The sequence below is a fragment of the Acetoanaerobium pronyense genome, assembly GCF_017874355.1.
GTDB lineage: Bacteria > Bacillota > Clostridia > Peptostreptococcales > Filifactoraceae > Acetoanaerobium > Acetoanaerobium pronyense.
Genome location: NZ_JAGGLI010000003.1, coordinates 18057 through 29752 on the forward strand (window position 1 = coordinate 18057; position 11696 = coordinate 29752).

Below are 11696 nucleotides of genomic sequence, written 5' to 3' on the forward strand. Positions count from 1 at the left end.
TTTCACCATCTTTCTAAATCGATGCTCTCAACTAAATATTCTAGAGGTTATTATGTCCATTTTTTGTATAGTTATAAGAGCTAGATTATAGTATAAATCAATATAGTATATTTTTTAAGCTTTTTTATTTTCCGAAAGAGCAATACATATAGCGGTTATATTGTCTGTTCCACCTTTTTCGTTTGCTCTTTTTACTAGCTGTTTGCAGCAATCTGTTGTATTTGAGGACTTTTCTAAAATATTCTTAATCTCAAAATCTGAAACCATGTTTGTGAGTCCATCTGTACATAAAAGCATGTAATCTCCACATGAAATTTCTTCGTGATAAAAGTCTACTTTTACAGTTTCATCAGTCCCTATGGCTCTTGTTATCATATTTCTTTTAGGATGATTTTTTGCTTGTTCCCTATTTATAAAACCTCTGCTTAATAACTCCTCAACATAGGAATTATCAGTTGTTATTTGTCTTAAATCTCCATTTGAATATATGTAAGCTCTACTGTCCCCTACATTTCCAATTATTATTTCCTTTTCAGCAATTACTGAAGCTATAAGAGTTGTTCCCATTCCTATATATTCCTTATTGGATACAGCCAGAGAATATACTTTGTTATTCGCTTCATAAAAAGCTCTTGATATAAGAAGCTTGATATTTTCTGTATCTATATTGGATTCCTTTAAATGGTCCTCTATATATTTTTTCATCTCCTGTACTGCGGTTTTACTGGCAATCTCTCCCCTGTTATGTCCGCCCATTCCATCTGCAACTATAAAAAATCCTGTTTTTGCTCCGTTGTTTTCAATTGTTTGAGCATGACAATAGTCCTCATTCATTGACCTTTTAAGTCCACAGTCGCTTATAGTTGAATACTCCATAATTTCACCTCCATCATTTTACTGCGCTTTGCCTTAGCTGTCCACAAGCCCCATTAATATCTTTTCCCATTTCTCTTCTGATTGTGGATTCTATATTTTTATTTTTTAGTATGCTATTAAACTCCTGAGATGATTTCATATCAGGCTTCTTAAAATCTCTTTCTTTTATATTATTTACAGGAATAAGATTAACATGACAAAGCATTCCTTTTAGAAGATTGCTTAAGTCTTCTGCATCCTTTCTTGAATCATTCACTCCTTTAATCAGAGAATATTCAAATGTAATTCTACGCTTGGTTTTTTTTGTGTAATATTTTGCAGAATCTATTATTTCTTTAATAGAATAAGCTTTTCCAACTGGCATGAGTTCTTCTCTTTTAGCTTGATTTGTTTCATGCAGTGAAATAGCTAGATTTACAGGAAGATTTAAGTCAGCAAAATCATATATTTTCGGAACTATTCCGCAAGTTGACACTGTAATATGTCTATAGCCTACATTTAGTCCTTCCTCTTCATGTACTACTTTAAGAAATTTGACAAAATTGTCGTAATTGTCAAAGGGTTCTCCACTTCCCATAATAACAATATTTGATATTCTTTTGCCAATATCCTTTTGCACCGCAAGAATTTGACCGATCATCTCTCCGGGAAGAAGATTTCTTACAAGTCCATCAATGGTAGATGCACAGAACTTGCATCCCATTCTACAGCCTACTTGTGATGATATGCATATGGATAATCCATGTCTATACTCCATTAATACAGTTTCTACTATATTTTTGTCATCAAGCTCAATAAGATATTTTTTTGTGGAATCTATTTTAGATTCAAATTTTTGAAAAATCTTTGATGAAGAGATATAGGATATTTCTTTTAGCTTTTCTTTAAGAGTTTTGGGTATATTTCCTATTTCATCTATAGAATCAATCCCTTTAAATATAAATGGATAAATCTGTTTTGCTCTAAAGGTTTTTTCTCCTATAGATTCTATTAATTCCTTAAGTTCGTCAAAAGTCAATTCTTTTAGATCTTTTTTCATAAATTACCTTTCCTTCTTTATTTTCGCAATAAAAAATCCGTCTGTTTCATCTACGTTTGGGTACAATTCTTTCATGTTTTCTAATATAAATCCCTTATTATTCTCTAAAAAAGACATTATTATATCTTTATTTTCTTTCTTTTCTAATGTGCAGGTGCTATAGACCATTGTGCCTCCTGGCTTTAGATATCTTCCTGCATTTGCAATTATTTGAGCCTGAATGAGAGGAAGATCTTTGACATCTAGATATTCCTTATATCTTATTTCTGGTTTTCTCCTTATAATTCCAAATCCTGAGCAAGGTGCATCTATAAGTATTTTGTCATATTTAGCCAGCATTTTTTCATCAAATACAGTTGCATCTTTTTTATGTATATTTATTATCTCTACTCCAAGCTCAGAGGCTCTGCCAGATAAAAGCTTTAACTTATGCTCTGATATATCCATTGCATCTATTTTCCCTTTATTGTTCATCATTTGAGCCATATAAAAGGTCTTCCCTCCAGGGGCACTGCACATATCCAGTACCTCCTCTCCTTCCTCAGCTCCTAGCTCTCTTGCTGCAAGCATAGAAGATATATCCTGAATCACAAAGTACCCTTTTTGAAAAAGCTCGTTACTTCCTATATTTTTTAGATTTTTAATATAAAAAGCATCTTCTATCATGCTAGATTTTTCTACTTCAATACCTTCTTTTGTTAATAAAATTTCCAATTCCATTGAAGATATTTTCAAAGTATTTGTTCTTATAGTAAGCTTTGGTCTTTCGGAAAGTTTTTTTAATAATTCTATAGTGAATTCTTCTTTATATATCCTTAAAAATCTCGATACTATATATTTTGACACAGAATACTCTACAGAAAGTTTCTCTGCCTTATCCCTGATATTTTCAAGATTTACATGCCCCTTATTTGAAGATATATTTCTAAGAAGAGCATTAGCATACCCACTTGCCCTCTTGTCCACCTTTTTAATCAGCTTAACGCCTTCATTTACAGCAGCAAATTCCGAAACAGAATCCATAAACATAATCTGATATATAGAAAGCTCAATAACAGTTAAGGCTGATTTTGAAATCTTATTTAAGCTAATAGATGAGTTTACATCTATTATATAATCTAAAAGTATGAGCTTGCTAAGGGTTCCATAAACCAGTTCCGTTATAAAGCCTCTGTCCCTGTAATCCAAGTCGGATTTCTTTAATCTTTTATTTATAGCTATGTTGGAGTAAGCCTTGTTATACTTTACATCATATATAATATCATAAGCTATTTTTCTAGTATTACTTGCATTCATTATTTTATTCCTTCCTATTATATGTCTATATTCATAAATATTTTATCATCTAGTAGTTTATCATATTTGATGATGTTTTTGTTAAAAAAAGGAACCCACTCATTTTGAAGAGCAGGTTCCTTTTCTATCTGATTATCCTTTTTTATCTTCTTCTGTCTCTAATTAAAAGGAGTCTTATAAGCTGTGCTACTGCAGTAGCTGTAGCCGCCACATATGTCAGTGCCGCAGCATTTAAAACTTTTTTACTTTGAGGAATTTCCTCTCTAGTTAAAACACCTACAGATTCAAGCTCCGATAAAGCTCTGCTACTAGCATTAAATTCTACTGGTAGAGTTACAATCTGAAAAATAACAGCTCCAGTGAATAAAATTATCCCTATATCCAAAAGACTTTGCATACCTGCAAATATCAGTCCTGCCATTATAAAAAACCATGATAGATTAGATGCAAAATTTACAACTGGTACTATTGCGTTTCTAAAGATGAGTGGCGCATAGCTTTTTGCATGCTGTATCGCATGACCTACCTCGTGGGCTGCTATTGCCGAAGATGCTATGGACGTCCCTCTATAAACTTGATCTGAAAGTCTAAGGACTCTAGTTCTTGGATCATAATGGTCTGAAAGAACTCCTCCTATATGTTGTATATTCACATCGGAAAGACCGTTTTTATCAAGGATAGCCCTTGCTGCATCCGCTCCTGTATAGCCTTTTTTGCTTGGTATTCTTACATATTTAGCATATGTTGATTTAACTTTACTTTGAGCATACATAGCCAAAATAATTGCTGGTATTAAAATTATCATCGTAGAATCGTAGAAAAATGGATACATTCACCTTACCTCCTATTCTTCACCTAAGAAAAATTTTATAGCTTGTTCTATTTTATCAATATCCACTAAAGTATCTATACACGGACCTTTAGGTCTATCATTTAATACTCCAATGACAGGAAGACTTCCTATATCTACTATTCCGCTGCTCAAATCCCTTTCACAGGCTACAGCAATTATAGCCTTGGGCTTTAAATCCTTTATAGCCTTACGTGCAAGAGTTCCTCCTGTAGCAATAAAGACATTTACTTTGAATTTTTCTATAATTTCTAAAAAATTCATTATAGGACATCTTCCACACCTTTTACAGTTATTTATATCATTTGTAACTCTTATATCACAATCCATTAATTGAAGGCAGTGTGGAAGTAGTATAAGAATCTCTTCAGGCTTTAGATTGTATTTATTTTTTTTAACTTCCAAGTTATTTTTTTCTATGAGGCTTCTTCTCATTTTGTCCTTTTCAATACCTAGACTACCTGCAATAGACTCAACCACAGGATAAACCTTTTTTATGAATTTTGATTTCTGATTACTCATTTTTAAGCACCATGTGTTCCTTTATTTTATTACCCTTAATATACTCCGATACCATCATTTGCTTCTTGCCAGGCATTTGAATCTCTTTTATAATTACAGTTCCCTCTCCTGCCGCTACCTTTATTCCCTCATTATCTACTCTTAAGATAGTTCCCGGTACAGTTAATGAAGCTTCTTCATCATATTCAGCTCTTAGAACCTTCATCACTAGGTTGTTGTAATACGTAAAAGCTGAAGGCCATGGATATGTTCCTCTTACAAGATTGACTATTTCCCTTGAACTCTTTGACCAATCTATAAGTCCAAGACTTTTTTTCATTATTGGGGCATAGCTTGACTTTTCATTGTTTTGTTTTTCTCTAGGAGCTTTTTCTTCAATAATTAGATTTAAAGTTTTTGATAGTGTTTTTTTCCCTAAGGAAGAAAGCTTATCATGAAGGTCTAGAAAAGTATCTGTTTCTAGTATTTCTACCTCATCTTTCAGTATCATATCTCCAGTATCGAGACCTTCGTCCATAAACATAGTGGTAATTCCTGATTTTTTTTCTCCATTAATTATAGCAAAATTAATAGGGGCTGCGCCTCTATACCTAGGAAGAAGGGAAGCATGGACATTGATACATCCAAATCTTGGTATTTCAAGAACCTCTTTTGGAAGTATCTGTCCAAATGCAACTACAACTATGATATCTGGATTAATATCTCTTATAATATCTATAGCCTTTTTGTCCTTTATGCTTTCAGGCTGAAAGACATCAAGATTGAGCTCAATTGCTTTTTCTTTCACAGGAGGACTCTGAAGTTTCTTCCCTCTGCCCTTTGGTCTATCTGGCTGAGTTATTACAAGCTTTATATCAAATTTACTTTCATAAAGAGCTTCCAAAGAAGCTATCGCAAACTGCGGCGTTCCCATAAATATAGCTTTCACAAATATCTACCCTCTTTCTGAAAGTTCTCCTTCGACTTTGTCCTTGAAAAGGACTCCGTTGAGGTGATCAATTTCATGACACAAGACTCTAGCAAGAAGCTCCTCAGCCTCTATCTCTAAACTGCTCATGTTTTCATCTTGACCCTTTACTTTTATATAATAAGGCCTTGTCACTGCTCCATATCTTCCAGGTATACTAAGGCATCCTTCATCGTCTGTTTGCTCACCCGAATAATCCACAATTTCAGGATTTAAAAGAACAAGAGGTCCATCGCCAATATCTACTACTATTATTCTTTTAAGAACTCCTACCTGAGGAGCGGCAAGCCCTATACCATCTGCATCATACATTGTATCTATCATATCATCAATCAGCTCTTTAATTTTATCATTCATTTTTTCTACTTCTCTTGCTTTTTTTCTTAATACTTCGTCTCCATCTTTTCTAATTAGTCTAATAGCCATTATAATTCCTCCAAATATATTTTATTAAATCATGTTAACAGGGTTTATATCAATAGTTGCATAAATACCATCTCTAAGTACCACGGTTCTTTTTTCAGTTAGTATATAATTAATTATACTCTTTATTAGTTGAATTTCAATATCAGTATCTTTAATCAGAAGCTGCCATCTGTATTTATTGTCAATTTTAGTAATAAGACATGGATATGGGCCAAAAATATCTTTTGTTTTAGCCCCCTTCTTCTCTAAATAAAATTCTAGTGCATCTTTGATTCTCATTATTGCATCACCAGTTTTTTTATCATCTAATCCTGTTACAAGCACTCTTATAATATTACCAAAAGGTAGGTAGGAAAAGCACTCTCTAAGCTTAATTTCTTCATTATAAAAGCCTTCATAGTCATGTTTTTCAATATACTTCAAAGTGAAGTTTCCTGGAGAAAATGACTGAACAATTACCTTCCCTTGTTCTTTTCCTCTTCCTGCTCTTCCTCCAACTTGCTCTATTATGCTAAATGTTCTTTCTTGGCTTCTAAAATCGGGGATATTAAGTCCCTGATCTGCATTAATTACTCCCACAAGGTTTACGTTTGGAAAATCAAGACCTTTACCTATCATCTGAGTACCAATTAATATACTCCCTTTCGAATCTTTGAAAGCTGACAATATCCTGCTATGATCCCCTTTTTTCGATACAGTATCTCTATCCATCCTAAAGATAGTAGCATCCTTATAAAGGGATTTCACTTCCTCTTCTATCATCTCAGTTCCTATTCCAATATCGTCAAGATTCGATTCTTTGCAAGAGGGACATTCCTTGGAAATCTTTTCTTGATAATTACAGTAATGGCATTTTAGAGTTTTTTTGCCTTTATGATAAGTCAGTGATATATCGCATCTTTCACACTTAGGAACATAACCACAGGATTTACAGCTTAAAAAGCTTGCATATCCTCTTCTGTTGAGAAAAAGAATAACCTGGCCTTCTCTTTTTATTTCCTTAGATATTGCTTCTTGAAGTGTTAGGGAGAGGGGGGAAGTATTTCCCATCTTTCCATCCTCACGCATATCTATGACTTCTACCTGAGGAAGAGGTTTTTTATTTGCCCTAAGATTCATATTTACCAGAAAAAGCTCTTTATTTTCTGCCATATAAAAATGTTCTATCTTAGGAGTTGCAGTACCAAGAAGTACTGGAACATGAAATTCGCTATTTATCTTAAGAGCTACTTCAATAGCATTGTATTTTGGATTTTGCTCTGATCTATATGCATCATCATGAGCTTCATCAATAATAATCATACCAAGGTTTTCTACAGGCGCAAAGAGTGCAGATCTTGCTCCTACTACTATAGGTGTTTTCATCTCCCTTATTCTAGAAAGCTCATCTGCCTTTTCCCCTTGAGAAAGGTGGCTATGAATTACAGCTACAAGTTCTCCAAACCTGGATTTGAATCTTGATATGGTCTGAGGAGTCAATGATATTTCAGGGACTAAAACAATGGCACCTTTGCTTTTAGATAGTATTGTTTCAATAAGTTCTAAATATATTTCTGTTTTTCCTGAGCCTGTTATCCCTTTAAGCAATACCGGTCTATTTTTTCCTTCTATTTCTTCAATGATTTTTTTATATGAAATTAGCTGTTCATCAGAAAGTATATTTTTTGATTGAGAGTGATGGCTGTATTCATTTTTTATTTCCCTATATTTTCTTTTTTTGTCTATACAAATAATATTTTCCTTTTCAAGCTCTCTAATATACCTAATAAGTATAGTTTTGGAGGGATGGTCGTTGAAATCCGACAAACTGAAGTTTCTTTCCTTTAAAATTTTTTCAAATAGCTCTAGCTTCACATATGCATTTTTTCTAGTTTTATTTAGAGTTTCTTTGAGGGTTATTTCATCTATAAGAAAAATATCCTCTTCAAAATTTTCCTTTATTTTTTTCAAGCTTTTAAAGGAAAATAAAGATAAGCTGTCTCTATAGCTACACATGTAGTTTTCTCTAATCCAAAGAGCTAATTTAATATTTTCTAAAGAAACTATAGGTTCATCATAATATACACTTATTATTTCTTTTATATTCTCTTCATCTTCATTCATAGGCTCTAATTCTATTATTAGTCCCTTGAAGGTTTTATTTCCTTTACCAAAAGGAACACTTACCTGCATACCCACTTTAATTTCAAGGTCGGTCTTATAGGTAAATAATTTGTCAATATACCTAGATTTCTGATCAAGCATAACCTTGCATTTTATAAAAGCCATATATATTCTCCTAGCTTTTTATGAGTTTAATCCATAAAAAATAAGCACAGTGTGCTTATCTCTTATGGATTATATCTATTATTTTATCACAAATTACCTTGGATAATTCTTTTTTTGACATAATAGGAAGACTTTCTATATTTGAGTCTCTAGAAATTATTTTCACTATATTTGTTTCATTTGCAAATCCAGCACCTTCTTGCTTTACATCATTTGCAACAATAAAATCCAGATTCTTTTTTTCGATTTTACCCTTTGCATTTTCTATTAAGTCATCTGTTTCTGCAGCAAATCCTACAATGATTTGATTTTCCTTTAACTCACCCATAGACTTTAGTATATCGTCTGTTCTTTCAAGTTCAAGCTTTAAATCATCATCTTTTTTCTTTATCTTTGAAGAGTATATATTTTTGGGTCTATAGTCTGCAACCGCTGCTGATTTGATAAGAATGTCAGCATCTTTAAAGTTTGAATATACAGCTTCATACATATCTCTTGAGCTTTTAATCTCAACAGCTTCTTTAATTCCAAAGGGTACCTTTAAGTTCGTCGGACCAGTTACAAGGGTTACATCAGCCCCTCTAAGAGCTGCCTCATAAGCTATGGCATAACCCATTTTTCCTGTGGATCTATTGGTGATATATCTTATAGGATCTATGGCTTCTACTGTTGGACCTGCTGTTACGACAACTTTTTTTCCCTTTAGTTCATCAGTTTTATTTAGCATAAAGAGTGTATAATCAACTATTGTGTCAACATCTGCAAGTTTTCCTCTTCCTATATCAGCGCAAGCTAGTCTACCGCAACCAGGTTCAATAAAATGATATCCCAAGGCTTCTAAGTCTTTTATATTTCTTTGGGTTATAGGATTTTCATACATGTTTGTATTCATAGCAGGGGCTATTACAACAGGAGCTTTTGTAGCCATCAATGTAGTTGTTAGCATATCGTCTGCAATTCCTGATGATATTTTTCCGATGAGATTAGCTGTAGCTGGGGCTATCAGGAATAAATCAGCTTTTTTTGCAAGAGCTATATGCTCAATATCCCAATTTTTTGGAGGTTCAAACATATCTACAGTAACATAGTTTTGACTAAGACTTTGAAATGTCAGTGGAGATACAAACTCTGTTGCATGTTTTGTCATTATAACATTTACATCTATATTTTCTTTTTTTAGTCTAGAGACTATATCACAGGCTTTATAGGCCGCTATTCCTCCAGTAACTCCTAGCACGACCGTTTTTGGCATTGAAATCACCTCTTATTTTTGATTTTCCTCAAAGTTCAAATCAAATTCCTCAAAAAACGTCACTTTATAAGTAACTTTTTCTTCAAACACTTCAGTTGTTGCAATTGAAACAGGTTTTATGTCATCTGTATCAATGAGCATATCACTTCCATCTACAATCTGTCTTGCTCTTTTCGATACCTCATTCACTAGTGCATATCTGCTATCTGCTATCTTTAATAAATCATTTATTGATGGGTATAACATTTACTTTTCCTCCTCATAACTTTTGACAATTTCCATGCTGTATCTACTAACCTTGCTTTTCTCAGCTGCTACTATAGCTTCAAGATCATTTACTGCTTTGGCTAAATTATCATTTAAAATAAAATAATCATATTTTTCTATTGTTCTTATCTCTTCAAGAGCTCTTTCCATGCGTTTTTCTATTTGGTCAAGGTTTTCTGTACCTCTGTTTACAATGCGATTTTTTAATTCCTTTATAGAAGGCGGGAGTACAAATACTAAAACAGCATCACTATATTTTTCCTTAACCTTCATCGCTCCTACTATCTCTATTTCTAAAAGAACATCCTTTCCTTCTTCAAGTCTGCTTAGGACCCAGTCCTTTGGTGTTCCGTAGTAGTTATCAAATACATGTACATATTCAAGTAGAGCATTTTCTCTTACTAAAGACTCAAAATGGTCTTTAGTTGTAAAGTGATAACTTATCCCTTCCTGCTCACCTTCTCTTGGCTTTCTTGTAGTTGTGGATATGGATATCAAAACATCTTTGTTCAGCTCAAGAAAATCTTTGCATATAGTTCCTTTACCTGCGCCAGATGGGCCAGAAACTACAATTAATAGTCCCTTTCTTTTCATTTGTATCTCCTATCTACTCTTCATGAGAATGATCGTCTTTTCCAACAAATCTATGGGCTACAGTTTCTGGCTGCACCGCTGATAATATAATATGATCACTATCTGTAATTATAACAGCTCTAGTCCTTCTTCCATAAGTTGCATCTATAAGCTTTTGTGATTCTCTAGCATCTTGAATAACCCTTTTTATAGGGGCAGATTCCGGACTGACTATCGCAACAACCTTGCTTGACGATACAATATTTCCAAAACCAATATTGATAAGTCTCATAAGCATCTCCTACTCTATATTTTGAATCTGTTCTCTTATTTTCTCAAGCTCGCTTTTAATGTCTACAACTTTTGAAGTTATTTCTATATTAGATGATTTAGAACCTATTGTATTGGCCTCTCTATTCATTTCCTGTATTAAAAAATCCAGCTTTCTTCCAATGGCTTCACCTGAGTTTAATGTTATACCTTCTAGCTGAAGAATATGACTTCTAAATCTCACAATTTCCTCTGTTATGCTACTTTTGTCTGCGTATATAGCTGCCTCTTGAAGAAGTCTTTGTTCATCAGGCTGAACGTTAAAAGACTTTAAAATATCCTCCATTTTCAACTTTAACCTTTGTCTATAATCTTCTTCCACTGTACTGGAAAGCCTCTCTATAATGTCAATATTTCCAGAGAGAATTTTTAGCCTGTTGTTTATGTCGTTTACCAGTTCTCTTCCTTCTAGCTCTCTCATATCCTTTAGAGATCTAAGAGCACTATTTAAACCGCTAAGCAGTTCAATTTTTATTTCGTCACTATCTATCTCATTTTCAGTTGTTTTTATTATATCTGGAAACCTTGTTATAGTTGATAGAGATATTTCTTCTTCTATATTCAGTTCTTTTTTTATTGTATGTAAAATCTCATTGTAATTTTTTACAAGCTCTGTATCTAATGAAAGCTTGGACTCTGATTGCCCATGCATATCCATTTTAATAAAAACCTCTACTCTTCCTCTTAATATGTCTTTTTTTATAATTTGTCTTATCCACTCTTCTAAAAAGGATATTCTTCTAGGCAATTTTATGTTTATATCTAAATATCTATGATTTATGGTTTTTATTTCCACTGTAAAGCTGTATTTTTCTGTTTTGCTTTCTCCACGGCCAAAACCTGTCATACTCATAACCATAATGCATTCACCCCTCTTAAAAAATTCACCATAGTAGTATACCTCTTAGAGCTATATTTTATCAACCATTAATATAGAGTCTATATAAGTTATAATGCCTTCAAATAAAGTAATATACTACAGTCTTGCCTAATATATATTTTAAATATAAATTTTATAGACATGAATTTT

Annotated in this window: 13 protein-coding genes; all 13 read right to left on the minus strand. The window is 33.0% G+C overall.

Annotated elements, in window-relative coordinates:
- Window positions 1–114: 114 nt before the first annotated feature.
- The 13 genes from J2Z35_RS02080 to J2Z35_RS02140 all read right to left on the minus strand — a co-directional run bounded on the left by J2Z35_RS02080 (window position 115) and on the right by J2Z35_RS02140 (window position 11525).
- A complete protein-coding gene (locus J2Z35_RS02080) occupies window positions 115–876 on the minus strand; it encodes a Stp1/IreP family PP2C-type Ser/Thr phosphatase (protein ID WP_209658868.1) in 762 nt (253 codons plus the stop codon).
- A gap of 13 nt (window positions 877–889) precedes the next feature.
- The gene (rlmN, locus tag J2Z35_RS02085) at window positions 890–1915 is read right to left on the minus strand and encodes a 23S rRNA (adenine(2503)-C(2))-methyltransferase RlmN (RefSeq protein ID WP_209658870.1); all 1026 of its coding nucleotides are present in this window, start codon (window positions 1913–1915) and stop codon (window positions 890–892) included.
- Window positions 1916–1918: 3 nt separating this feature from the next.
- A complete protein-coding gene (gene rsmB / locus J2Z35_RS02090; RefSeq protein ID WP_209658872.1) occupies window positions 1919–3211 on the minus strand; it encodes a 16S rRNA (cytosine(967)-C(5))-methyltransferase RsmB in 1293 nt (430 codons plus the stop codon).
- Window positions 3212–3353: 142 nt separating this feature from the next.
- Window positions 3354–4043 carry a zinc metallopeptidase gene (locus tag J2Z35_RS02095; RefSeq protein ID WP_209658874.1) on the minus strand — a complete coding sequence of 230 codons (690 nt, stop codon included), beginning with the start codon at window positions 4041–4043 and terminating at the stop codon, window positions 3354–3356.
- Between the two features lie 12 nt (window positions 4044–4055).
- Entirely contained in the window at window positions 4056–4583 is a 528-nt protein-coding gene (locus J2Z35_RS02100) for a DUF116 domain-containing protein (RefSeq protein ID WP_209658875.1), read from the minus strand.
- Window positions 4576–5511, minus strand: coding sequence for a methionyl-tRNA formyltransferase (fmt, locus tag J2Z35_RS02105; RefSeq protein WP_209658877.1), 936 nt, complete (start codon window positions 5509–5511; stop codon window positions 4576–4578). The genes J2Z35_RS02100 and fmt overlap by 8 nt, the downstream gene beginning before the upstream one ends.
- A 6-nt stretch (window positions 5512–5517) precedes the next feature.
- Window positions 5518–5976 carry a peptide deformylase gene (gene def / locus J2Z35_RS02110; protein WP_209658879.1) on the minus strand — a complete coding sequence of 153 codons (459 nt, stop codon included), beginning with the start codon at window positions 5974–5976 and terminating at the stop codon, window positions 5518–5520.
- Between the two features lie 24 nt (window positions 5977–6000).
- Complete coding sequence (gene priA / locus J2Z35_RS02115; RefSeq protein ID WP_209658880.1) at window positions 6001–8244, minus strand: replication restart helicase PriA; 2244 nt, start codon at window positions 8242–8244, stop codon at window positions 6001–6003.
- A 55-nt stretch (window positions 8245–8299) separates the two neighbouring features.
- Entirely contained in the window at window positions 8300–9496 is a 1197-nt protein-coding gene (coaBC, locus tag J2Z35_RS02120; RefSeq protein ID WP_209658882.1) for a bifunctional phosphopantothenoylcysteine decarboxylase/phosphopantothenate--cysteine ligase CoaBC, read from the minus strand.
- 12 nt (window positions 9497–9508) lie between these two features.
- Entirely contained in the window at window positions 9509–9742 is a 234-nt protein-coding gene (rpoZ, locus tag J2Z35_RS02125; protein ID WP_209658884.1) for a DNA-directed RNA polymerase subunit omega, read from the minus strand.
- The gene (gene gmk, locus J2Z35_RS02130) at window positions 9743–10357 is read right to left on the minus strand and encodes a guanylate kinase (protein ID WP_209658886.1); all 615 of its coding nucleotides are present in this window, start codon (window positions 10355–10357) and stop codon (window positions 9743–9745) included.
- Window positions 10358–10370: 13 nt separating this feature from the next.
- A complete protein-coding gene (remA, locus tag J2Z35_RS02135) occupies window positions 10371–10628 on the minus strand; it encodes an extracellular matrix/biofilm regulator RemA (protein WP_456298336.1) in 258 nt (85 codons plus the stop codon).
- A 9-nt stretch (window positions 10629–10637) separates the two neighbouring features.
- Window positions 10638–11525 (minus strand): YicC/YloC family endoribonuclease, encoded by an 888-nt coding sequence (locus tag J2Z35_RS02140; RefSeq protein WP_209658890.1) that lies wholly within the window; start codon window positions 11523–11525, stop codon window positions 10638–10640.
- Window positions 11526–11696 lie beyond the last annotated feature (171 nt).

Excerpts from the sequence above, each read along its gene's own strand:
- J2Z35_RS02100 (WP_209658875.1), bottom strand. The coding sequence starts at position 4,583 with ATGAGTAATCAGAAATCAAAATTCATAAAAAAGGTTTATCCTGTGGTT.
- J2Z35_RS02095 (WP_209658874.1), bottom strand. The coding sequence starts at position 4,043 with ATGTATCCATTTTTCTACGATTCTACGATGATAATTTTAATACCAGCA.
- rpoZ (WP_209658884.1), bottom strand. The coding sequence starts at position 9,742 with ATGTTATACCCATCAATAAATGATTTATTAAAGATAGCAGATAGCAGA.
- rlmN (WP_209658870.1), bottom strand. The coding sequence starts at position 1,915 with ATGAAAAAAGATCTAAAAGAATTGACTTTTGACGAACTTAAGGAATTA.
- remA (WP_456298336.1), bottom strand. The coding sequence starts at position 10,628 with ATGAGACTTATCAATATTGGTTTTGGAAATATTGTATCGTCAAGCAAG.
- J2Z35_RS02080 (WP_209658868.1), bottom strand. The coding sequence starts at position 876 with ATGGAGTATTCAACTATAAGCGACTGTGGACTTAAAAGGTCAATGAAT.
- coaBC (WP_209658882.1), bottom strand. The coding sequence starts at position 9,496 with ATGCCAAAAACGGTCGTGCTAGGAGTTACTGGAGGAATAGCGGCCTAT.
- gmk (WP_209658886.1), bottom strand. The coding sequence starts at position 10,357 with ATGAAAAGAAAGGGACTATTAATTGTAGTTTCTGGCCCATCTGGCGCA.
- rsmB (WP_209658872.1), bottom strand. The coding sequence starts at position 3,211 with ATGAATGCAAGTAATACTAGAAAAATAGCTTATGATATTATATATGAT.
- def (WP_209658879.1), bottom strand. The coding sequence starts at position 5,976 with ATGGCTATTAGACTAATTAGAAAAGATGGAGACGAAGTATTAAGAAAA.
- priA (WP_209658880.1), bottom strand. The coding sequence starts at position 8,244 with ATGGCTTTTATAAAATGCAAGGTTATGCTTGATCAGAAATCTAGGTAT.
- J2Z35_RS02140 (WP_209658890.1), bottom strand. The coding sequence starts at position 11,525 with ATGGTTATGAGTATGACAGGTTTTGGCCGTGGAGAAAGCAAAACAGAA.